This is a genomic window from Streptomyces sp. NPDC056527, from assembly GCF_042794475.1.
GTDB lineage: Bacteria > Actinomycetota > Actinomycetes > Streptomycetales > Streptomycetaceae > Streptomyces.
This window is the reverse complement of sequence record NZ_JBHTTQ010000012.1, coordinates 61,050-83,154: the sequence shown is the minus strand read 5'-3', so window position 1 is coordinate 83,154 and position 22,105 is coordinate 61,050. Positions and strand designations below refer to the sequence as shown.

Here is a 22,105-nt window from a genome sequence, read left to right as displayed (position 1 = left end):
AACTGCCGTATGAGGCTTGCCTCGTGAGGAACTGAGGAGGAGGTGGCGGGAGATGGGGTACGGATCACCGGTCGCGACCGAGCCCGAGCGGGTCTTCGACGATCTGCGGGGCGTCGCCGCACGGGTGCGCGGGCACCTGGAGGCGGAGATCTCCGAGTCGGTGGAGGAGCTGCCGCCGGACGAGGCTCCGGCGGGCCAGATCTCCCGCTTCGCGCAGGAGGAACGGGCCCGGGTCCTGGAGGCCGGTGTCACCGGTCTGGAGAAGCTGGCCGGTGGCCGCGCGGACGAGATCGACGAGGACGAGTACTTCGGTGTGGAGGCGATCGTCCTCCTGGAGGGCCGGCCCGCGATCCTGGTACAGGGGCAGGACTTCGCGGCGCAGGACGGCGACTGGTCCGTGCTCGACGCCGGCCGGGCGGCGATCCGCGACTCGATCGCGCGCGTGGGCCGCGTCGAGGTGACCGGCCACCCGAGCCTGGACTGGGTCGGGACGGCCTTCCTGGTCGGTCCGCGGACGGTGATGACCAACCGGCACGTGGCCGTGGAGTTCAGCCGCGCCGAGGGCGCCGGCTGGTCCTTCCAGCAGGGCATGTCCGCGCGCGTCGACCCGGGCGAGGAGCTGTCCGCGACCCCGGAGCCGGTCGGCGGCCCGCCCCCGTACGAGATCACCGAGGTGATCGGGATCCACCCGGACGTCGACATGGCGCTGCTCCGGGTCGCCCCGCCCGACGGAGGCGCGCTCCCCACCCCGCTCGCGGTCGCCGCCGACGCACCCGCGAACGTTCCCGGCCGACCGGTGTACGTGATCGGCTACCCGGCCTGGGACGGCCGCCGCAACGAACCCGAGTCGATGCGCCGGATCTTCATGGACGTCTACAACGTGAAGCGGCTCCAGCCGGGCACGGCGACGGAGTTCACCCCCGGCGGTCAGGTGATGAAGCACGACTGCTCGACCCTGGGCGGCAACAGCGGCTCCCCGGTCTTCGACCTGACGGACCACCGCGTCCTCGGCCTGCACTTCGGCGGCCGCTACCGCCTCGGCAACTTCGCCGTACCGCTCTGGGAGCTGGTCGACGATCCCCTGCTGGCCCGGGCGGACGTCAACTGGGTCTGAAACGCGCCCCCGCACGATCTGCCGCGACTCGACACAAGCCCGTCGCAGCCACCCGGCGAATCCCCACAGGAGCCTCACACAGGCTGCGCACAGCCTTTCGAGGGCTTCGTTAGCGTTGCGTGGCGCTCGATCCCGTTCGCGAACGCGACCGAACCGCGGCCCGGTGGGGCCGGCGGCATGTCAACTCAGGAAGACCCGAGATGGACTACTGCTCCTCGTGTCGCCGGCATCTCAACGGCGCCCTGGTGTGCCCCGGGTGCGGCGCCTACGCCCCGGACATCGCCCCGATCACCGACCACGGCCGCTTCGTCCCGGCCTCGACCACGGCGGCGGTGGGTGGCGACCGCGACGAGGGCTCGTGGCAGGACCCGTCCGGGGATCCCATGGGTGAACTGCCCTCGTCCGAAGGGCGGGCGGCGCGGCGCCGCCAGCGCGCACGCTGGCGCAAGAGCAGGCGCCGGGCCGTGGTGGCGACCGCGTTCGCCCTGGTGGGCGGCGGCCTGACCGTATCCGCGATGGACCGGCAGGGCGGCGAGCGGGCACAGGCGGCCACGGCGCCGGAGGACCCGGGCACGGACATCGGCGAGGAGGCGGCACAGTACCCGCTCCCCACGTCGATACCGCCCGCGCCGCAGGACACCGCGCCCACCCCTTCCACACAGCCGGCCGCACCCGACCTCCCGCGGCAACAGCACAGCACGGCCTCCCTCCGCACCACTCCGCCGAACAGCCTGCCGGAGACCGCCTCCGCACCTCCCACGGCGGCGAAGCCGGCCACACAGCGGCGGAGCGGCTCCCCGGACACCGGCCCCTCGGACGCGAGCCCCGCGCAGACGCAAGCGCCCGCGGCCCCGGACGCGACCGACGGCTCCGGCGACGCCGCGGCGGACTCGGGAGCGTCGCAGCCGAGCGCCGCGCCGACCACGCCGGCGGCTCCGGCGGCGACGAGGCCGTCGGAGCTCTGCCTGCTCGTGGTGTGCCTGAACCTCTAGCCCTCGCGCCCCGGGCGCGGTGTCAGAGCAGGTCGGCCGCCCGGACGGCGGTGTCGTCGAGGAAGCCGCCCGACTGGTGCTGCCACAGCTTCGCGTAGGCGCCGTCCGTCGCGAGCAGTTCCTGGTGCGTGCCCTGCTCGACGATCCGGCCCCGGTCGAGGACGACCAGCTGGTCCATGGTGGCGACCGTGCTCAGACGGTGTGCCACCACGAACGCCGTGCGGCCCTCCATGAGCCGCCACAGCGCGTCCTGGACGAGGAGCTCGCTCTCCGAGTCCAGCGCGCTGGTCGCCTCGTCCAGGAGCAGGATCGGCGCGTCCCGCAGGATCGCCCTGGCGAGGGCGACGCGTTGGCGCTGCCCGCCGGACAGCTTCACGCCACGTTCGCCGACCATGGTGTCGAAGCCCTCCGGAAGCGCGTCGGCGAACTCGGTCACGTGCGCCGCCTCGGCCGCTCGGCGGATATCGGCGTCGGTGGCGTCCGGCCGGGCGAAGGCGATGTTGTCCCGCAGGGTGCGGTGGAACATGGCCGGATCCTGCGGCACATAGGCGATCAGACTGCGCAGGTCGGCCTGGCACAGTCTGCTGATGTCCTGTCCGCCGATCAGGATGCGGCCGGCGTCGATGTCCGTCATCCGCAGCAGCAGCCGGGTGAGCGTGGTCTTGCCCCCGCCGGAGCGGCCGACGAGTCCGACCTTGGCCCCGCCGGGGACGGCGAGGTCGAGACCCTCGAAGAGCGGCTGTGCCCCCGCGTGGGAGAAGGTCACCTGCTCGAACCGCACGTCGACGGACTTCTCCGACTGCAGCGGCTCCGGATGCACCGGGTCGAGCACGGTCGACGGCGTCAGCAGCAGTTCGGTGAACTGCGCCGCCTCCGTCATCGAGCTCTCCATACGGCGGTAGATCTGGTTGAACTCGAACATGATCCGCGTCGCGTTCGCGTAGTAGGTGAAGGTGACGATGATCGCCTCCACGCCGTGGTTCCCCGCGCCGAGAGCGATGGCGAGCAGCAGACCGAGCGTGTTGGTCAGTACGGACATCGGCGCGACCAGGGTGTCGATGCGCAGGTTGCCGTAGTCCCACGAACGCAGCGTGAGGCGCCGCGACTCCGCGACGCGGGACCGGTGTTCGGCGGCCTCACGCTCCTCGGCGGCGAACGCCCGGACCGTGTCCATGTTCATCAGGCTGTCCGCGACGTGACCCGACACCCGGGCGATCGCCTCCTCCCGCTGGGCGACGAGCGCCTGACGGCGGCGGATCAGGGGCGTCACGCACAGCGCCGCCAGTGTGATCATCGCCAGGAGGCCGACCACGAGCAGCGGCTCGTACTGCCACAGCACCACCGAGGCGAAGACCAGCGGCACGAAGCTGCCCATGACCGAGAACGTCAGCGTGTCGACGAACTCCTCGAAGCGGGAGGCGAAGCTCAGCACCCGCTTGGTCAGCGATCCGGCGAAGTTGTCGTGGAAGAACGCGGCGTCCTTGGCGAAGAGTTCGTCCATGCCGATGACGTACAGCTGCTCGATGCCACGGGCGTCGAGACGGTTCAGACAGTGCAGCCCGATGCGCCAGAGCAGCTCGGCGAGGAGCAGCACACCGGCGAAGCCGAGGACGTACGGCAGCATCGAACCGATGCCGGTGCGGCCGCCGCCGACGATCCGGCCGACGAGCTTCGCGACGACCAGCGGCGCGATGTAGAAGATTCCGATGTTGCCCAGTGCGGGGAGCAGCATGGCGGGCAGCGTCAGCCATCGGAGGCGGGCCAACTCCCGCCCGTAGTAACGAAGTGCGAGGAGCACCGGACCTTTGCCCGGTGAACCTTTGCGCGATTCAGGCAATCCCATCCCAACCCTGCTTTGTCGGACCTGTAGGACAGGATCCGCAGTGTCCCGTGAGGGCACCCGCGCGGTCCAAGCGTTTTTTCTAGCCATCCACCGTCGCGGGAGTGGGGCCGTCGGGGCGGACCGTGATGCCGTACACCGTCCTGGTCGGGGTGGAGCGGAAGCGCGGGGTGTGGGCGGGCAGCAGGTGTTCGAGGAGGACGGTGGACTCGCGGAGGGCGAACTGCAGGCCGAGACAGGCCCGGGGCCCGATGCCGAACGGCAGGTAGCTTCCCGGGGCATCGGGGCGCCTGCCGGGGGTGGTGAAGCGCGCCGGGTCGAACAGCTCGGGGTCTTCCCAGAGTCCGGGGTCCCGGTGCGTGAGGTAGGGGCAGACGAACAGGTCGGTGCCGGCCTCGATCTCGTATCCGGCGAGGAGGTCGTCCTCCGCCGCGCAGCGCGGCAGCATCCATGCGGACGGGTACAGGCGCAGGGTTTCGCTGACGAGCGCCTGGACGGCCTGCCGCCGTTCGGGTGAACCGTCGGCGCCCGCGGCGAGTGCCTGCTCCCGCGCGTGCGGGTATCGGTCAAGCAGAAGGTAGAGCCAGGTCAGCGTGGTGGCGGTGGTCTCGTGACCGGCGACGAGGAGGGTGACGAGCTCGTCGCGGATCAGCCGGTCGGTGTACTCGGGGCGCGTTCCGGCCGCCTCGACGAGGAGGTGGAGCAGGCCGGGGCCGTCGGGTCCGGCCTCGCCGTCGCGGGCGGCGGCGATGGCGCGGCTCGCCACGGCGTCGATCCTCGCGAGCTCGTCGGCGACGGCGCCCTGAGCCGCGGCGGTGTCGGCGGGCAGGCTGGGCAGCGCGGCCACCACGGCGGGTACGGCGGCCAGTTCGCGCTCCGTACCGGGGTCGAGGGGATGGCCGGTCAGGGACCGCCAGATGGTGTCCAGGGCGAAGCGGCGCATCTCTTCGCCGAGGTCGAAGACCTGCCCGGTACGGGCGTACGCGTCCCAGCGCGCCGCGGCGGTCCGGGCTGCGTCGGTGATCCGCTGCTCGTAGCGGCGCATTCCCCGGCCGGTGAACTGGGCCTGCAGCAGTCGTCGTTGGCGCTGCCAGGCGTCGCCCGTCGCGGCCAGGACACCGTCGCCGATGAGCAGTCGGGCGCGGTGCGAGCGTTTCACGTACCGGTCGGGACGGAGCGCGAGCACGTGCTGCACGGCCTCGGGGGCGGTGATCAGGACGGTGGGGCGGGGGCCGAGCCGGAACGCGGCGACGCCGCCGAGGCGTTCGCGCGCCTCGACGAAGAGGTCGACGAGTTCCCCGCCCCCGGCCTGCCACTTCGCGACCAGGGCGGGATCCAGTTCGGGTACCTGGCGAGCCGGGGAGGGAGGGCTCGGGAGGGAGGACGGGCGGGCGGGGGTGGCCACGGTCTGCTCCTGTTCGGCGACGGCGCGTCGTCACGCACTGTAGGGGTGCGGGCGCGGGAGGCGACAGACCGCCTCGGCGCCTGCGCGCGGGCTCCGGGCTCTGGCACCGGCCGTGCCGAAGGGGCCGGGTCCCGGCGGGCCCGACCCCTTCGGTCAGCGGTGCGGCGGTCCGTCAGACGCGGTCGGCCGCGATCAGGACGTACTGGAACGAGCCGTCCTTGTACGAGTTGATGAACGCCTCCTCGATGCCGGTGACCAGGGAGGAGGTGGCGCGCAGCTCCCAGTACGGAAGCGTCGCGGGGGTCAGGTCGACGACGGCCTGCGGGACGAGACGGTTGTCGGCCATCGCGCGCAGGTACTCACGACGGGAGTGGATGTTGCACTCGAAGTGCGCGTTGATCTGGGAGACCCACTTCGAGGGCTGGCCGTACCGCGGGTTCCAGCAGCCGGTGATGGTCACATAGCGTCCGCCGACCTCGAGGACACGGGAGTGCTCGGCGAAGAGGTCCTCCAGGTCGACGTACATGCTCGACTCGTTGTTCCACGAGGCGGCGGCCTGGCCGGTCTCGAAAGGCGTGTCGAGCATGTTGCACACGCGGGCGTTCACATGGTCCTTGATGCCGAGTTCCTCGGCGCGCCGGTTGGCGAACTCGGCCTGCTTGGCCGACAGCGTGACGCCCTCGACCTTGGACCCGAATCGCTGATGCGCCATGACCATCGAGCCGCCCCGGCCACAGCCGGCGTCGACGAGCGTGTCCTCGCTCCCGATGGAGCCGAGGTGGTCCAGGAGGACCTCGGCCTGCGCCGACTCCAGACGGTGGAGCTCGGCGATCAGCTTCTTCTCGTACTCGCTGTCCTCGACGTCCCCGAGGGCGGTGTGGTCGACGTCGCCGATGCCGTAGTGGTGGTGGTAAAGGCCGTCCACATCGCCGAGGCGCAGGTTCACCGGCCTGGCCTCGTTGTTCCAGTAACGGGCGATGTCACTCTGATAGGGCGTCGCCGGTCCCGGGACGAAGGCGGAGGTGCCGTTGACGGTGGTGAAGTCGGTGCTGGTCACAGATGATTCCGTTCTTACCAGAAATCGGGCAGGCTGTATCGATAGGTGTTGGTCTGGTGCCAGTAGTGGTTGCCGTCGACCCACACGGCGACTCCGCGCAGGAAGCGCAGCACGCTCGGGACGGGGCAGGCGGCGGCCAGGGCGGCGGCTTCGGCTTCGAAGCCGTGCATGAGGTCGTTGTGGACCTCGACCGCCTTCAGGTACGCCTCCCGCTCGGAGAGCTCCTCGCGTTCGGCGAGCACCACGGGCAGGTTCAGGTGCCGGCCGGGGCTGGCGAGTTCCTTGGTGTACGAGTACAGGTCGTTGACGATGGTGGTGGCGTTGCCGGCGAGCGCGAGGACGCGCTGCATGGCCGGCTGCGCGTGGAGGTCCGCGGGCAGTTCGTAGCCGCCGACGGTGTCCGTGATGGTGGGGCAGGGGCGGAAGTTGTTGAACTGCCGCATCGCCAGGTACTCCCACACCTCGGGCACGTGGTCCGTCTGGGCCCAGGCGCCTTCGGCGAGGTATCCCATGTGCAGCCGGGCCATGTCGTGCCGGAACCGGTCCGCCTGGGAGGGGGTGGACTGCTGGACGAAGTACTCCATGGCGGAGCGGTAGGCGCGCCGAGGGGCGTCCGCGTGGAGCGACTCCTCCCACCGCGGCTGGTACTCCTTCGTCGTGTGCAAGGGGTCGAGGGCGGTGTGCGCGAGCAGCAGGCGCCCGCCGAGGCCGATGGGCGAGCCGCCGTGGTCCTCGCAGTAGCAGTCGTCGACCGCGTTCTCGGCGACCATCAGCCGAGTGGCGATCATCAGGTGCTCGACGGTCGGGGCGTCGGGATGGCAGGCGACCATGTAGCGGCCGACGGAGAAGCCGTCGAACTCGCCTTCCCAGTCGTCGGGGTACAGATCGACCTCGTCCAGTGCCCAGGCCTTGATCCTGCGGCTGACCTCCTCCACGCGCACCGGGTCCGGCTCCGGGACGGGGTGGTGGTACAGGCCCGGGATCGGCGTGCCTTCCACCGGAGCCTCGGGCGCCGGTGGCGCCGTAGGCTCCTCGCGCCGCCCCAGATACAGGCTCGACGTGCCCAGACCGGTGGGGCCGCGAAGGATCCGGTCCAACTCGGGGGTGGGTGAGGCGGGTGGGGTGACGACGTCGGCGGCGGCCTCGGCTTCGACGGCGGCCCCGGCCTCTGCGACGGGTCCGAGACCGGTGGCCAGGGTGCGGGCGTGTTCGATGATGTGGGCCCCGAAGCCGGTGGCGGCGGCAGGCAGGCTCGACTGCAGAGGGGACAGCCCCGGATCGGGCATCCGTAGCTCCTTGGTGAGGTGGGTGGGGGGTGCCCGGGGCACGGGCCGCTCGCCCTGCCCCGGTTCCCGGTCCGGGCCGTCGCGGCACGCGGACGGGTGCTCTAGTCGTGCCTGCGGGCGATCTGCACGTTCTCCAGCACGCCGAGCGCGTTGGGCACGAGGATGGCTGCCGAGTAGTAGGTGGTGACCAGGTACGAGATGATCGACCGCTCGTCGATGCCCATGAAGCGCACCGACAGGCCCGGCTCGTACTCCTCCGGAAGCCCGGTCTGGCGCAGGCCGATGACGCCCTGGTTGTCCTCACCGGTTCGCATGGCGAGGATCGAGCTCGTGTTCTCCCGGCTGATGGGGATCTTGTTGCAGGGCAGGATCGGCACCCCGCGCCAGGCCAGGACCTGCTGCCCGTCGAGGTCGACGTTGTCCGGGTAGATCCCGCGGGCGTTGAGCTCGCGCCCGATGGCCGCGATGGTCCGGGGGTGGGCGAGGAAGAGCTTGGTGCCGCGACGGCGGCAGAGCAGCTCGTCGAGGTCGTCCGGGGTGGGCGGGCCGGAGTGGGGCTGGATCCGCTGCTTGAAGTCGGCGTTGTGGAGCAGACCGAACTCCCGGTTGTTGATCAGCTCGTGCTCCTGGCGCTCGCGCAGCGCCTCGATGGTGAGCCTGAGCTGCTCCTCGGTCTGGTTCATCGGCCCGTTGTAGAGGTCGGCGACCCTCGTGTGGACCTTCAGGACCGTCTGGGCGACGGAGAGTTCGTACTCCCGCGGCTTGAGTTCGTAGTCGACGAAGGCGCCGGGCAGCGCGACTTCGCCGACGTGGCCGGCGGACATCGCGATCTCGGCCTCGCCGTGGCGGTTCTGCCGCTGATGGGGCAGTGAGCTGAACCGCTGGATGTGGGCGTGCAGGCTCGGCGCCGTGGACATCACGGCGTCGAAGTCGGCGCGTGTCAGGGTGAGCAGGGTGCCGGCGGTCTCGGCGGTGGCGGTGAAGTCCCACGTGCCCTGGCCGTCCAGGAGGGTGTGGTCACCGAACCGGTCGCCGTCGGCGAGGACGGCGACGGCGACCTCGTCGCCGTACTTGCCGGCGGAGATCTGGTTGATGCGTCCATGGGCGATCAGATGGATCTGTCGGGCGGGCGTACCGCGCTCGACCAGCACCTCGCCCGCGCGGAAGTCGCGCTGGGCGCACCGGTCGGCGAGTGCGGTGAGGACATCCAGGTCGTCGAACCCGCGCAGCAGGGCCAGTTCGCCGAGCTCCCGGGGGATCACCCGGACGTCGGCACCGTCCTGGACGAAGTCGATGCGACCGTCGCCGACCGTGTAGCTCAGCCGCCGGTTCACCCGATAGGCGCCGCCCTTGGTCTCGACCCAGGGGAGCATCCGCAGCAGCCAGCGGGAGGTGATCTCCTGCATCTGCGGAGCGGACTTGGTGGTGGTGGCGAGGTTACGGGCAGCCGCGGTGCCGAGGGACTGCCGACTCGGCTCCTGTTGCGCTTCCGCCCTGGTCTCAACGGTCATCGGGCGAGCTCTCCTTGGCAGGGGGTGGCGATCGGCGTACGCGCGCCGACCACGAAGAGGAAGAAAGGGGGACGAACCTCTGGGAATCCGTCCAGATCCCGGGGAACAGTAACGCCCGGTACGCCCGGCTCGCCCCATGCGGCCTCGGGTATTACCTCAAAACAGTGATCTTGCTCGGCGGGGTGTTTACGGGGCCGAACGACGACATCCGGACCGCTTGGCCGAGAGCACACGCACCCCCCTGCGATCCGGAGCGCTCACTCCTCGGGAGGGACGCAGAGGACCGGGACCGTGGACATGTGGAGGAGCTTGTGGGGGGTCGAACCGAGAAGGGCACCGCGCATCGGGCTCTCGCCCCAGCTCCCGACCACGATGACGCGGGCGGCGTGGCGGTTCGCCGCGTCGATCAGGGCCTGGGCCGGCTTCTCGTCGATCACCTCGACGACGGTCGGTACGCCCGCCCGGTCGGCCTCCGCGACCGCGTGCTCCAGGCCGGTGCGGCCGGCCTGGCGGATGGCCTCGTGGTGGGACGCGTACTCCTCGCCCGTGGGGCCGGGGGCCGCCGCGCCGTAGACCAGGACGAGTCGCTCGTCGAAGGCGGCGGCCACCTCGACCGCGATGCGCAACGCGCGGGCCGCGCCGGGGGATTCGTCGTAGCCCAGGACGACCGTCATCTCAGGACTCCTTGCCGTGGCCGTGGCCGTGGACCAGGTCGGGGTCGACCACGCTCGGGCGCTCCCGCCAGTACGCGGGGGCCCGCAGCCGCCATACGAACATGATGACCACACCGGTGATGGCGATGCCGATGCCGATGACGAGCGGAGGGCCGAGTCCGAACCACGAGGTGCCGCTGTAGGAGTTCTCCGGGTCGGCCATGTCGGAGACCGACCGCACCAGGAGCCAGGTCAGCAGTCCGGCACCGACCAGGGGCCCGAGCCCGATCAGCAGGAAGTTGTGGACGCTCTCGAAGAGATGGCGACGGTAGTAGACGGCGCAGGCCAGGCCCGTGAGCGCGTAGTAGAAGGAGATCAGCAGCGACAGCGCGGTGAGTGAGTCGAAGAGGGCGTTCTCGCTGATCTGGCTCACCACGAGGTACCAGGCGATGGCGATGCCGGCGACCCACCACGTACTGACGTCGGGGGTGCGGAAGCGCGGGCTGATGTGGCTGTAGTGCGCGGGCAGCGCCCGGCGGCGCGCCATGGACAGCGCGGTGCGCGAGGCCGGGATGATGGTGGTCTGGGTCGAGGCGATGGCGGAGGTGGAGACGGCGAGCAGCAGGACCCAGTCCCAGCCGCCGAGTACGTCCCCGGCGAGCTGGGCGAAGATGAACTCCTCCTCGCCGGCGTTCTCCGACAGGAACGTCGGACCGGCGTACGCCACGACCGCGAAGCCCACGGACACGTAGGTCACCAGGAGGATGACGGTCGACCAGAGCCCCGCCTTGCCGGGCGCGCTGGCGGAGTCCTCGACCTCTTCGGTGAGATTGACCGCCGATTCCCAGCCCCAGTAGATGAAGACGCCGAGCAGCAGCCCGCCCGTCAGCGCCGCGCCACCGGCGCCGAACGGATTCAGCCAGCTGAACTCGGGTTCCACCGATGGGTACTTGCTCGTGCCGTTGTAGACGGCGTAGAGCGCCACGCCCACGAAGATCAGCAGGCAGGCGACCTGCGCCAGGATGAGGACGTTCTGCACCTTGGCCGACAGTTCGGTGCCGATGACGCACACGGCCGTCATCACCAGGATGAGCAGCACGGTGAGCAGTTGGCGTACGAAGGTGTTGTCCACCCAGCTGTCGAGGCCGAAGGCGAGCAGGGCGAAGCTGACGGCCACGTCGGCGAGCGAGCCGACGACCAGGACTCCGGTCATCGCGATGGCCCAGCCGCCGAGCCATCCGGCCCAGGGGCCCATGGCACGCGTGACCCAGGAGAAGGTCGTACCGCAGTCCTGGTCCACCTTGTTCAGGTAGTAGAACGCGGATGCGATCAGCAGCATCGGCACGAAGGACGCGAACATCACGCCCGGCGCGTAGATGCCGGCCAGCGCGACGATGGGGCCGATGACGGCCGCGAGCGAGTATGCGGGGGAGGTGGAGTTGAGCCCGATGACGAGCGCATCGACGAAACCGATCGCGTTGGCCTTCAGACCCACGGGGCGCCCTGTGGGCGCGGCATCCTCGGCGGCCATGTTCCCTCGCTCCCGACGAGCCGGCCAGAACGGCGAGACCGACGCCTTCATCGTAGGGAGGCTCCACCCGACGTGCATGTGCAGACCGCCGCACGGGTCACTGCTCGCGCATCCCCCATGGCGCCTGGTACTCCGTGAGGAGGTCGAGGAAGGGTTGCGGTGGCATCGCCTCGGGGCCGAGTACGCCACGGCCCTGCCAGGCCCCGGTCGCGACGAGTTCGAGAGCGGCCACGGGATTGATCGCGGTCTGCCACACGACGGCCTGGGAGCCGTACTCACGCATCGACCACTGGTTGTCGACCACGTGGTAGAGGTACACCTCCCGGGGCCGTCCGTCCTTGGTCCCCTTCACCCACGTGCCCGCGCACGTCTTGCCGTGCATCCGGTCGCCCAGGGTCGCCGGGTCGGGCAGACAGGCGGCGACGACGTTCCGCGGCGAGACCGCGACCCTGCCCGAGGCACCCTCCACGCTCACCGGATCCGTGCGGTCGAGACCGAGTTTGTGAAGGGTGCGCAGGACGCCGATGAACTCGTCGCCGAGTCCGTACTTGAAGGTGACCCGACGGGCCTTCAGCCACCGTGGGACCAGCAGCACCTCTTCGTGCTCGACGTTCACGCACTCCACCGGCCCGATGCCCTCCGGGAAGTCGAAGACCTCCGGCTCGCTGAAGGGCGCGGTGGTGAACCAGCCCCGCCCCTCCTCGTAGACGACGGGCGGGTTCAGGCACTCCTCGATCGTCGTCCAGATGCTGAAGGACGGGGCGAAATCGTATCCGTCGACGACCAGGTCGGCGCCGTCACGGATGCCGATCTCCTCGATCTCGTCGAAGAGTTCGTCGGCCGCGTACCGGGCGAAGACGTCCGAGAGGCCCGGCTCCACGCCCATTCCCACGAGCGCGAGTCGGTCCGCCTCCTCCCATTCGGCCGTACGGGCGAACTGCTCGTCCCCGAGCTTCACACCGCACTCCTCGTACGGGCGTGAAGGGTGCGGCCGGGACAGGGACATGGCCATGTCGAGGTAGTGGGCGCGCCCGGCGAGCGCTGCCTCGAAGAGGGGCAGTACGAACCGGGGGTCGGTGGCGTTGAGCAGGACGTCGCAGCGGTGTTCCGCGAGGGCGGCCCGCACGGCGTCCGAGTCCGAGGCGTCGAGCCGGGCCGCTGTGAAGCGGCGCTCGTCCGCCCCGAGGGCGGCGACGGCCGACTCCGCCCGCGCCGGGTCGTAGTCGGCGACGACCATGTGCTCGAAGAAGGAACGGCGGGCCGCGATCCTGGTGATCGCCGTGCCCACACCTCCCGCCCCCACCATGAGGATGCGCATGGTGCAGCACTCCTTCGTTCCGCCTCCGGGCTCGGCCCGAGCGGCGAGAGGTCGGCATCGACGGACGAGGGTCGCGTCATCCCCGATGATGCCGCCTCGTCCGCACCCCGGCCACCAGCGGAAGACATGCGACCCCCCGATGGCCCAGCGCGTGCACGGCGGACGGAGCCGGGCCTTTCCGCCCCTCGGAAACGTGTCGATCCGATCAGGCGGCAAGGGTGGTGCTGAGCCGGTCGCGGCAGTGCGTGGGGGCCAGGCGTGCACCGGGTCCGGCGGTGAGGACGTCGCCGCGGACGGCGGCGAACATGCCCGCCTGGTCGTCGGTGACGACGACGCGGGCGTCACCGCGTGCGGCGAGGGTGATCCGACCGATCTCGTCCAGCGCGAGGACGTCGGGGCCGGCGACGCCGAGCGTCCCGCCGAGCGGCGTCCATTGCCGTGATCTCCTCGGCGGCAGGCTGCAACGCCCCCGCGTTCACAGGCTGTCCACTCCGCGCTAGCGACCGCCGAGCGCTGCGACGGTCTCCATCGCGTACAGGGCGCCGAGCGAGGTGGCCAGTGCGCCGAGGAGGAGACGGAGCAGGGTCTCCGGAAGGCGGGGCTGGAGGCGGGCGCCGAGATAGCCGCCGACGAGGCCGCCGAGGCCGCAGGACAGGCCGAGGAACCAGTCGGGGGCGATGCTGCCGGTCCGGGAGAGCGAGAGGAGGGCGAACGTGGAGGCGCCGACGAGCGAGGTGGCGAAGGTGGAGGCGAGCGCGGCGGGGGCGACCTTGGCGACCGGGATCCCGCGGCCGACGAGAACGGGGCCCAGGATCGAGCCTCCCCCGATGCCGTAGATCCCTCCCACCATCCCGACGGCGAGCGCCAGACCGGTGATCGTCCGTGGTGGCGGAGTGCGTCGCCCCTCTCGGGGAACTCCGGGGCGGACGGTGCGAAAGACGAGCCAGAGCCCCAGGGGCAGCATCAGGGCGGCGACCAGCAGCCGGAAGACGTGCGGACCGGGCAGGACGAAGACACGTACGACCGCGCCGACGACGACACCGGGAAGGGTGCCCAGCACCAGCAGACGTACCAGCGGCCCTCGCAGCGCGCCGTCCCGTCGGTAGCGCAGCAGAGCGCCGGGCCCGGCCACGATGTTGTAGAGCAGATTCGTCGGCGTGACGGCCGGATTGGGCACGGCGAACACGCTCAGCTGCACCGGAAGCAGGAACACCGCCCCGGACACGCCCACCGGCGCCGTCACCACGGCGATCAGCATCCCCACCACGAGGCCGGCGGCCCCCAGCTCCCACTCCACCGAACCCCCCAGCCTCATCGCCCTCGGCTTCACTGGAGCGGGTGCCCGAGAACGATCGAGGGGCCGCTTCAGATTGCTCTGAAACGGCCCCTCGATCTGCGACTTCGAAAAGTCGGGACGACAGGATTTGAACCTGCGACCCCTTGACCCCCAGTCAAGTGCGCTACCAAGCTGCGCCACGTCCCGGTGCCCGTCTGACCTGGGATTTCCCCCCGGCCGAACGCGCATGAGAACAATACCGCACTTCCCTGGGTGGTCACGAACCACTTTGCGCGCTTGACCTCGACCTCGCTTGAGGTTGCACGGTGAGTGCCATGACGATCACCGACATCGACCGGCTCCACGCCCTCATGGCGCTGATGACCGGCGACGAGAAGCACTCCCCCGCCGCCACCTCCACCCTCGACGCCCTCTGGGTGCTGTACGACCGGGTGCTCCGAGTGTCGCCCGAGACCGTCGAGGAGCCTGGGCGCGACCGGTTCCTGCTGTCGAAGGGGCACGGGCCCATGGCGTACTACGCCGTCCTCGCCGCCAAGGGCTTCTTCCCCGAGGAGCTGCTCACCGGCTTCGGGTCGTACGACTCACCGCTCGGGCACCACCCCGACCGGACGCTCGTGCCCGGCGCCGAGATCGGCAGCGGGTCCCTGGGGCACGGACTGCCGATCGCCGTCGGGACCGCGCTCGGGCTGCGCGCGCAGGGGCTCGCCGAACCGCGGGTGTGGGTGCTCATCGGGGACGCCGAGCTCGACGAGGGCAGCAATCACGAGGCCATCGCCTACGCGGGACCCGCCGGTCTCGATCAGCTGCACACGCTCGTCATCGACAACAGCTCCGCGACCTACGGCTGGCCCGGTGGAATCGCCTCCCGCTTCGAGGCCGCCGGATGGTCCGCCGAGACCGTCGACGGACGCGATCACGACGCGCTGTACGCCGCCTTCACCGCGCCGCACCCGGGCCGGCCGCGCGCCGTCGTCGCCCGCGTCGAGCCCAAGAACGCCTGATCCCCCAAGGAGAACCCCCGTGGACACCATGCGAGACCGCTTCATCTCGACCACCGGCCGCCTGCTCGACGAGGACCCCCGCCTCGCGCTCGTCCTCGCCGAGATCAGCCGGGACGGATTCCGGCAGGCCGAGCGGCGCCACCCCGACCGGGTGATCAATGTCGGCATCCGCGAGCAGCTGCTGATCGGCGCGGGCGGCGGGCTCGCCCTCACCGGGATGCGCCCGATCATGCACACCTTCGCGAGCTTCCTGGTCGAGCGCCCCTTCGAACAGCTGAAGCTGGACTTCGGACATCAGGGCGTGAGCGGAATCCTGGTCAACGCCGGGGCGTCCTACGACTGGCCCGCCGGCGGATTCACGCACATGTCGCCCGGCGACGTGGCGCTGCTCGACACCCTCGACGGCTGGACGGTCCATGTTCCCGGCCACCCGGACGAGGCGGAGACGCTGCTGCGCCGGGCCGCCGCGGGCGACGATCTCGTCTACGTCCGGCTCTCGCTCCAGTCCAACGCCTCCCCGCGCCCCGTCTCCACCGGCTTCGACACCGTCCGCGAAGGGCGGGACGGGGTCGTCGTCGCGGTCGGACCCATGCTGGACAACGTCCTGGCCGCCACCGAGGGCCTCGACGTGACCGTCCTCTACGCCTCCACGATCCGCCCCTTCGACGCCGAGGCCCTGCGCCGGGCGGCCGCCGGCGCGCGCCCGGACGTCGTCCTGGTCGAGCCCTACCTCGCCGGCACGTCGACGGCGGCCGCCAACGACGCACTCGCCGCGCTCCCCCACCGCGTCCTCGGCCTGGGGGTCTCCCGGCGGGAGCTGCGCACGTACGGCAGCATCGACGAGCACCTGGCGGGCCAGGGCCTCGACCCGGCCGGACTGCGCGGCCGCGTCACGTCCTTCCTCGGCGGGTGAGCCAGGGCCCGCGACGCCGGCCGGCGGCTCAGCCCTCCTCGGGCGGTACCCCCACCTCCGGGTACTGCTGCAGGAGTCTGCGCGGAGCCGCCTGGCGCCAGGAGTCGGCGAGGATCGCGTGCAGTTCCCCCTCGTCGTCAAGGGCGCCGATCCGGACACGTACCCAGGCGTAGCCGTCGTCGTGGCCCTCCCGGATGAAGAACTTGGCGGGCTCGGACGCGATGAGCTCCTCCCGCTCCTCCTTGGGGCACTTCACGCCGATCACCTGATCGTCGTCGTCCAGCGAGGCGAAGATCTTCCCGCCCGGTCCCGCCCGGAAGGTGGGCATGCCCCAGGCGAGCTTCTCGACCGCCCCGGGCAGCGAGAGCGCGATTCTGCGTACGTCGTCGGCAGTGGCCATACGTCGACCGTACGACCCGCCACTGACACCGACCCCCTCGCCGGTGCCGCCCCGGGGCGCACGCGCGGGAGCGTGCGCCCGTCACTCCTCGTCACGAGCTCCCGCGCCTCCACGCACACCCGGGCGACTGGATAGCGCCTCGCCACACGGAGCGATCACACCCCGCCCCGCGGTTCCGCTTCCGCCCGCCCACGGGGATTCCTCCGGCATTCCGCCCCTGTGGTGAAGAGGTGGCCTATGAGGTGGACCGGTACCTCTCGATGCCATATGCCCAGCGATTCTTTGCCTTTGGCATGTGGCAGAAAGATGCCCACGGCGAATGCCGCTGAAGGCCTCCCGAACAGGCCGAGTCCACACGAAACACAGACAGATTCAATCGTCAACCACTCCGGTTTCAGACAAATTCCGTGGCGATATTGATCCGCCCGAGAAAGATCAACACCATGGAGTGTCGGCCTGTTCGGGACGGGGCCACCGCCGATGCACCACCTGCTCGAACAACCGAGCGAGCAGGCGTTTCGCAGGGGAGGTACTCGTATGGACAGCTACTTCAGCAGTCGCCTTCATCATCAGCTCAGGGAAACGGTCCGGAACTTCGCGGAGCGTGAGGTCCGGCCTCGAATAGCCGAGATGGAAGCGTCCCGGTCGGTGCACCACGAATTGTCCCGGCTGATCTGCGAGCAGGGTTGGCTCGGCGCCACAATCGGCCAGGAGTACGGCGGAATGGGCGCGGGCCACCTGGCAAAAACCATCATCATCGAGGAACTCTCCCGGATCAGCGGCGCGATGGGCGCCATGGTGCAGGCCTCCCAGCTGGGCACCGCGAAGATCCTCCACTTCGGCAGCGACGACCAGCGGAAGACCTGGCTCCCCGCCATCGCCGCGGGCGAGTGCCTGCCGACCATCGCGGTCACCGAACCCGAGTCGGGCGGCCACGTCCTCGGCATGACGGCGAGCGCGGTCCGCGACGGCGACGACTACGTCCTCAACGGCAGCAAGGTCTTCGTCGGGAACAGCCACGTCGGCGATCTGCACGGTGTGGTGGTCCGGACCGGGCCCGGGTCGAAGGGGCTCACGGCCTTCCTCGTCGAGTCCGACCGCCCGGGCTTCCGGCTCGGCCCCCAGCAACCGGCCATGGGGCTGCACGGCTTCAGCTTCGGTGAGCTCGTCTTCGAGGACTGCCGGGTCCCGGCCTCCAGCAGGCTCGGCGACGAGGGCGACGGCCTGTCCGTCGCGTACTCGTCGAGCGTGCTGTACGGCCGGGCCAACCTCACGGCCGTCTCCCTCGGCATCCACCAGGCGATCCTGGAGGAGACGACCCGGTTCTGCGCGGAGCGCATCCGCTACGGCAAGCCGCTGCACCACCTGCCCACGGTGAAGCTGAAGCTGGGTCAGATGCAGTCCCGGCTGATGACGGCCCGGCTCGCCGCGTACCACGCGGTGCATCTGCTCGACCAGGGGCTGTCCTGCGACACCGAGTTGATGAACGCGAAGCTGGTCAACGTGGAGTCGGCGATCGACTCCGGGCGCGACGCGATGGAGATCCACGCGGCCGCCGGTCTCTTCACGGACCGTCCGATCGAGCGCTACCTCCGCGACGCGCACCACATCTTCGCCCCCGCGGGCACCTCCGACATCCAGCTCCTGCGGCTGGCCGAGGTCGCACTCGGCCAGGACAAGGGCAGTTGGTCCGAGCGGCTCTCGGACCTGGTCAAGCTGGAACCCGCACACGCCTGACCGCGTGCACACGCACGTGCGCCCCGGGACGACGGCGAAGCCGTCCCGGGGCGCACGGGCGTGTCCTCCGAGGAGCGGGTCAGATCAGCCCGTCCTCGCGGCGGTGGATCTGTTCCACCAGCTCCGCCGCCAGCGTCTTGATCGTCTCCAGACCGGCCCGGCCCCACGGTCGTACGTCGGTGTCGACGACGCAGATCGTGCCCAGCGCGATGCCCGTACGGTCGATCAGCGGCGCGCCCATGTAGGAGCGGATGCCGATCTCGTCCACCACCGGGTTCCCCGCGAACCGGGGGTAGTCGCAGACGTCCTCCAGGACGAGCGCCTTGCGGCGCACCACCACGTGCGGGCAGTAGCCGTGGTCCCGGGCCATGTACCTGCCGACGTCGCCGCCGGCGGCCGCCGCGCCCAGGTCGCTGCCCGAGTGGGTGCCGGCCGGGGTGTGCAGCCCGGCGAAGAACTGACGGTTCTCGTCGATGAAGTTGACCATCGAGTACGGAGCACCGGTCACGTCCGCGAGCCGGTGGGCGAACTCGTCGAACGCCGGCTCCGGTCGCTCCCCCAGGCCCAGTTCGCGCAGCCGTCGCACACGCGCGGGCGCCTCCCGGTCGACGGGGGTCAGCAGCAGATGACCGGTCGGGTCGTAGGTCATGACGGTGCTCCGTAGCTCGGCACGGGGGCCGGGATGGTGGTGAGCAGATGCTGGACGAGGGTGAGGAGGGTACGGATGCCGGCGCTGGAGATCCGGGCGTCGCAGAGCACGACCGGCACCTCGGGCCTGAGGTCGAGCGCCGCCCGTACCTCCTCCGGGTCGTAGCGGTACGCGCCGTCGAACTCGTTGACCGCCACGACGAACCCGATGCCGCGCCGTTCGAAGAAGTCGACGGCGGAGAAGCAGTCCTGCAGGCGTCGGGTGTCGGCGAGGACGACCGCTCCGAGCGCGCCCTCGGAGAGCTCGTCCCACATGAACCAGAAGCGCTCCTGGCCCGGAGTGCCGAACAGGTACAGCACGTTCCGGTCGTCGAGCGTGATGCGCCCGAAGTCCATCGCGACCGTGGTCGTGGTCTTGGACTCCACGCCCTCCAGGCTGTCGGTCGCCGCGCTGACCTGGGTCAGCAGCTCTTCGGTACTCAGCGGTTCGATCTCGCTGACCGCGCCCACGAAGGTGGTCTTGCCCACGCCGAAGCCACCCGCCACCAGGATCTTGAGCGCGGTGGGGAACGGGTCGGTCGCGAAACTCTCGTGGCGCTCAGAGCCGTTGTCGTAGGCCATCGAGCACTGCCTCCAGCAAGGAACGGTCGGTTGGGTTGGCGTGGAAGCGGGGTGCCCGGGCGGTCAGCGCCCCGCAGTCCACGAGATCGGAGAGCAGAACCTTGGTGACGACCGCGGGGAGCCGTAAGTGCGCCGCGATCTCCGCCACCGAGGTGGGGCCGTCGCAGAGCCCGAGGGCCAGGCTGTGCTCGGGCCCCATGTGGGCCTGTGGTGTGGTGCCCGTCGCCATCACCATGGAGAGGAGGTCGAGCGCGGTGGTGGGCTGGGTCCGGCCGCCGATCACGGTGTACGGGCGGATCAGCCGGCCTGCCGCGTCATCGAGCCAGGGTCCCTCCTGAGGGGACGTCACGCTCACTGCCCCACGGTGCGCGCCGCGCCCGCCGCCTGTCTGGCGGGGGTGACCAGATACGGCCGGACGCTCTTGACCAACATCGCCATCTCGTAGCCCAGGACCGCGGCGTCCGCCTCGCGTCCGGCGAGCACCGCCAGACACGTGCCGGAACCGGCGGTGGTGACGAACAGCAGGGTGGAGTCGAGCTCGACCACCACCTGCCGCACCTCGCCGCCGTCGCCGAACCGGGCGCCGGCGCTGCGGCCGAGCGAGTACAGCCCGGAAGCCAGCGCGGCCATGTGGTCGGCGGCGTCGGTGTCGAGGCCGTGCACCGACTTCACCAGGCCGTCGGAGGAGAGCAGTACCGCGTTGCGGGTGTACGGGACCCGCTGGACCAGACCGCTCAGCAGCCAGTCGAGATCCGAGGAATGGCCGTTCGGCACATTGCTCGCCATGGTGCATCTACTCCTTGTGCGCGTCACCGGGACGCAGCGATTCATGGGCTGGGGGCTGGGATTCGGCGAGACCGATGCCGCGCTGGAAGGCGGCCATCAGACCCGGGTCGTGCAAGGCGTGCTCCTCGGGCATGCGGGCGGCGGGCTCGTCGCGCAGCTGCGGGACGATGTGCTCCTGCGCGCGCCGCTTGGGGAGGAGGGGTCGGCCGGGCGCTTCCGCGCGCGGGGCCGGGGCGATCGTGCCGGGGTTGGCGCGCCCGGTGTGATCTCCCCGTACGGGGAGGGGAGCTCCGTCGTGCGTGGGTGCGGCCGGGGCGGGTGCGCCCACGTTGGGCTGCTGGAGCGAAATGGCCGGTGCGGAGGTGGTGTACGTCAACGGCCGGTGCGGGGGTTCGGCCGCGGGCTCCGGCGCGTGGGCCGGCGTCCGTACGGGGGCGTGCGCGGACGCGTGGACGGGCGCGGGCGTCTGCGGTGGTACAGGCGCCGGTGCCGGCGTCCCGTTGCCGTGAGTCCCGGTCGGGGCCGGGGCGGCGGGGGCCGCGCGGACCGACGGGGCCGCGGTCGGCTGAGACATCTGCGGCGTGTGGGACGGCCTGCCCGCGGGCACGGCTCCCGGCTGGTTCTCGGTCCGCGCGAGCCCCTCCGGGTCGGCGCCGAGGAGGCCCTGCGGCAGCACGAGGACGGCCTGGATGCCACCGTAGATGTTGGTCTGGAGGCGTACCGCGATGCCGTGGCGGCGGGCGAGCGCGGAGACCACGAAGAGGCCGATGCGGCCGTCCTGGAGCAGATGCGCGACGTTGACCTGGTCAGGGTCGGCGAGCAGGGCGTTCATCTTGTTCTGCTCGGTGATCGGCATGCCCAGGCCGCGGTCCTCGACCTCGATGGCGAGGCCGGCCGTGACGTACTGGGCCCGCAGCAGCACCGTGGTGTGCGGAGCGGAGAACAGCGTCGCGTTCTCCACCAGTTCGGCGAGCAGGTGGATGACGTCGGCCACGGCATGGCCCCGGAGCGTACCGTCGATCGGGGGGACGAGCTTCACCCGCGGGTACTGCTCCACCTCGGCGATGGAGGAGCGCAGCACCTCGGTCATGGTGACCGGATTCGACCACTGACGGCGGGAGATGGCGCCGCCGAGCACGGCGAGGTTCTCCGCGTGGCGGCGGATGCGGGTCGCCAGGTGGTCGACGTGGAACAGGCCCTTGAGCAGCTCGGGGTCCTCGACCTCGTTCTCCAGCTCGTCCAGGAGCTGGATCTCGCGGTGGACGAGGGACTGGAGGCGACGGGCGAGGTTGACGAAGACCTCGACCTTCTGCTCGTTGCCGACGCTGCTGGAGAGCCGGGATGCCTGCACGACGGCGGCCACGGCAGCCTCGTGGGAGCGGGTCAACTCCTGTGCGAGCAGGTCGAACTCGTCGCCGGAGGCCACGGCCGGCGGGGTGGCCGGGCGGGCCGGGGGGCCGTCGCCGCGGCGCAGCTGCTCGACGACCGCGCGCAGCTCGCTCTGGCCGCGGGCGCTGGAGCGGCGCAGGGCGTTGCAGCGGTCGAGCACGGACTTGGCCGCCCGGTCGGCGCCGAGCGCGGCCGCGGTCACGGAGGCGACCGTGAGGGCCGCGGCACCCGTCAGCGCAGCCCAGAGGCCGGCGGTGGGGGCGGCTCCGGTGGAGCGGATGGTGAAGATGACGGCTGCGGCGCCACCGAGTGCCACGGCGACGGCCGGAAGCACGGAGGTGCGCAGCAGTTGCGAGCGTATACGGGCCTCCGGCGGAGGCGGCACGGAATTCTGCGCGGGGTTGGGAGCCCCCGCGCCGGGAGCGGAACGGGCGCCTGACCGGCCGTGCCGCCCGCCCTCACGGCGTTCGGACCGCGCGGCGGGTGCGCGAAGTTGAGACATGAGTGTCCTTGGTACGTGCCCAGGAATCGGCGTACTTCTCTGTCACTACGGGGGTGTGTTCGACGTGGATGTGATGAGCCTACCGATGATCACCAAGCACACAC

Annotated in this window: 20 protein-coding genes, 1 tRNA gene and 1 pseudogene; 5 read left to right on the top strand and 17 right to left on the bottom strand. The window is 70.9% G+C overall.

Going from position 1 to position 22,105, the window contains the following annotated elements:
• Positions 1 to 52 precede the first annotated feature (52 nt).
• Positions 53 to 1,114: a trypsin-like serine peptidase gene (locus ACFQ7Q_RS09645; RefSeq protein ID WP_383551776.1), complete on the top strand. Its 1,062-nt coding sequence runs from the start codon at positions 53 to 55 to the stop codon at positions 1,112 to 1,114.
• A 200-nt stretch (positions 1,115 to 1,314) separates the two neighbouring features.
• Positions 1,315 to 2,106 (top strand): hypothetical protein, encoded by a 792-nt coding sequence (locus ACFQ7Q_RS09640; RefSeq protein ID WP_383551774.1) that lies wholly within the window; start codon positions 1,315 to 1,317, stop codon positions 2,104 to 2,106.
• Positions 2,107 to 2,128: 22 nt separating this feature from the next.
• Here the strand turns inward: ACFQ7Q_RS09640 and ACFQ7Q_RS09635 are convergent, their stop codons facing one another.
• The 11 genes and pseudogenes from ACFQ7Q_RS09635 to ACFQ7Q_RS09585 all read right to left on the bottom strand — a co-directional run bounded on the left by ACFQ7Q_RS09635 (position 2,129) and on the right by ACFQ7Q_RS09585 (position 14,190).
• Positions 2,129 to 3,949 (bottom strand): ABC transporter ATP-binding protein, encoded by a 1,821-nt coding sequence (locus ACFQ7Q_RS09635; protein WP_383551772.1) that lies wholly within the window; start codon positions 3,947 to 3,949, stop codon positions 2,129 to 2,131.
• Between the two features lie 79 nt (positions 3,950 to 4,028).
• Positions 4,029 to 5,351 (bottom strand): cytochrome P450, encoded by a 1,323-nt coding sequence (locus tag ACFQ7Q_RS09630; RefSeq protein ID WP_383551770.1) that lies wholly within the window; start codon positions 5,349 to 5,351, stop codon positions 4,029 to 4,031.
• Positions 5,352 to 5,523: 172 nt separating this feature from the next.
• On the bottom strand, positions 5,524 to 6,408 hold the full coding sequence (locus ACFQ7Q_RS09625) for a geranyl diphosphate 2-C-methyltransferase (RefSeq protein ID WP_383551768.1): 885 nt from the start codon (positions 6,406 to 6,408) through the stop codon (positions 5,524 to 5,526).
• Positions 6,409 to 6,422: 14 nt separating this feature from the next.
• Positions 6,423 to 7,694, bottom strand: coding sequence for a family 2 encapsulin nanocompartment cargo protein terpene cyclase (locus tag ACFQ7Q_RS09620; protein ID WP_383551766.1), 1,272 nt, complete (start codon positions 7,692 to 7,694; stop codon positions 6,423 to 6,425).
• 101 nt (positions 7,695 to 7,795) lie between these two features.
• On the bottom strand, positions 7,796 to 9,205 hold the full coding sequence (locus ACFQ7Q_RS09615; RefSeq protein WP_383551764.1) for a family 2B encapsulin nanocompartment shell protein: 1,410 nt from the start codon (positions 9,203 to 9,205) through the stop codon (positions 7,796 to 7,798).
• Between the two features lie 257 nt (positions 9,206 to 9,462).
• Positions 9,463 to 9,879: a universal stress protein gene (locus tag ACFQ7Q_RS09610; RefSeq protein WP_383551762.1), complete on the bottom strand. Its 417-nt coding sequence runs from the start codon at positions 9,877 to 9,879 to the stop codon at positions 9,463 to 9,465.
• Position 9,880: 1 nt separating this feature from the next.
• On the bottom strand, positions 9,881 to 11,389 hold the full coding sequence (locus tag ACFQ7Q_RS09605) for an APC family permease (RefSeq protein WP_383551760.1): 1,509 nt from the start codon (positions 11,387 to 11,389) through the stop codon (positions 9,881 to 9,883).
• Between the two features lie 97 nt (positions 11,390 to 11,486).
• Positions 11,487 to 12,707, bottom strand: coding sequence for a saccharopine dehydrogenase family protein (locus ACFQ7Q_RS09600; protein ID WP_383551758.1), 1,221 nt, complete (start codon positions 12,705 to 12,707; stop codon positions 11,487 to 11,489).
• Between the two features lie 205 nt (positions 12,708 to 12,912).
• Positions 12,913 to 13,134 (bottom strand): annotated as a pseudogene (locus tag ACFQ7Q_RS09595) (LysR family transcriptional regulator); the annotation flags it as partial.
• 69 nt (positions 13,135 to 13,203) lie between these two features.
• On the bottom strand, positions 13,204 to 14,022 hold the full coding sequence (locus ACFQ7Q_RS09590; RefSeq protein ID WP_383551756.1) for a TSUP family transporter: 819 nt from the start codon (positions 14,020 to 14,022) through the stop codon (positions 13,204 to 13,206).
• A 94-nt stretch (positions 14,023 to 14,116) separates the two neighbouring features.
• Positions 14,117 to 14,190: transfer RNA gene (locus ACFQ7Q_RS09585), tRNA-Pro, on the bottom strand.
• 128 nt (positions 14,191 to 14,318) lie between these two features.
• Here ACFQ7Q_RS09585 and ACFQ7Q_RS09580 point away from each other — a divergent pair.
• Together ACFQ7Q_RS09580 and ACFQ7Q_RS09575 are read left to right on the top strand one after the other, a co-directional pair.
• The gene (locus ACFQ7Q_RS09580; protein ID WP_383551754.1) at positions 14,319 to 15,005 is read left to right on the top strand and encodes a transketolase; all 687 of its coding nucleotides are present in this window, start codon (positions 14,319 to 14,321) and stop codon (positions 15,003 to 15,005) included.
• A gap of 19 nt (positions 15,006 to 15,024) precedes the next feature.
• On the top strand, positions 15,025 to 15,918 hold the full coding sequence (locus ACFQ7Q_RS09575; protein WP_383551752.1) for a transketolase family protein: 894 nt from the start codon (positions 15,025 to 15,027) through the stop codon (positions 15,916 to 15,918).
• Between the two features lie 28 nt (positions 15,919 to 15,946).
• Here ACFQ7Q_RS09575 and ACFQ7Q_RS09570 read toward each other — a convergent pair whose 3' ends face one another.
• Positions 15,947 to 16,318: an MmcQ/YjbR family DNA-binding protein gene (locus ACFQ7Q_RS09570; RefSeq protein ID WP_383551750.1), complete on the bottom strand. Its 372-nt coding sequence runs from the start codon at positions 16,316 to 16,318 to the stop codon at positions 15,947 to 15,949.
• A gap of 537 nt (positions 16,319 to 16,855) precedes the next feature.
• Here ACFQ7Q_RS09570 and ACFQ7Q_RS09565 point away from each other — a divergent pair.
• Positions 16,856 to 18,055 carry an acyl-CoA dehydrogenase family protein gene (locus ACFQ7Q_RS09565; RefSeq protein ID WP_383551748.1) on the top strand — a complete coding sequence of 400 codons (1,200 nt, stop codon included), beginning with the start codon at positions 16,856 to 16,858 and terminating at the stop codon, positions 18,053 to 18,055.
• A gap of 79 nt (positions 18,056 to 18,134) precedes the next feature.
• Here the strand turns inward: ACFQ7Q_RS09565 and ACFQ7Q_RS09560 are convergent, their stop codons facing one another.
• Genes ACFQ7Q_RS09560 through ACFQ7Q_RS09540 form a run of 5 tightly spaced genes read right to left on the bottom strand, consistent with a single transcriptional unit; the run spans position 18,135 to position 22,001 of the window.
• Complete coding sequence (locus tag ACFQ7Q_RS09560; RefSeq protein ID WP_383551746.1) at positions 18,135 to 18,704, bottom strand: GAF domain-containing protein; 570 nt, start codon at positions 18,702 to 18,704, stop codon at positions 18,135 to 18,137.
• Entirely contained in the window at positions 18,701 to 19,324 is a 624-nt protein-coding gene (locus ACFQ7Q_RS09555; RefSeq protein WP_383551744.1) for an ATP/GTP-binding protein, read from the bottom strand. The genes ACFQ7Q_RS09560 and ACFQ7Q_RS09555 overlap by 4 nt, the downstream gene beginning before the upstream one ends.
• On the bottom strand, positions 19,302 to 19,673 hold the full coding sequence (locus ACFQ7Q_RS09550; protein ID WP_383551839.1) for a DUF742 domain-containing protein: 372 nt from the start codon (positions 19,671 to 19,673) through the stop codon (positions 19,302 to 19,304). The genes ACFQ7Q_RS09555 and ACFQ7Q_RS09550 overlap by 23 nt, the downstream gene beginning before the upstream one ends.
• A 2-nt stretch (positions 19,674 to 19,675) precedes the next feature.
• Positions 19,676 to 20,110, bottom strand: a complete 435-nt coding sequence (locus tag ACFQ7Q_RS09545; protein ID WP_383551742.1) for a roadblock/LC7 domain-containing protein — start codon at positions 20,108 to 20,110, stop codon at positions 19,676 to 19,678.
• A gap of 7 nt (positions 20,111 to 20,117) precedes the next feature.
• A complete protein-coding gene (locus tag ACFQ7Q_RS09540) occupies positions 20,118 to 22,001 on the bottom strand; it encodes an ATP-binding protein (protein WP_383551740.1) in 1,884 nt (627 codons plus the stop codon).
• Between the last annotated feature and the right edge of the window lie 104 nt (positions 22,002 to 22,105).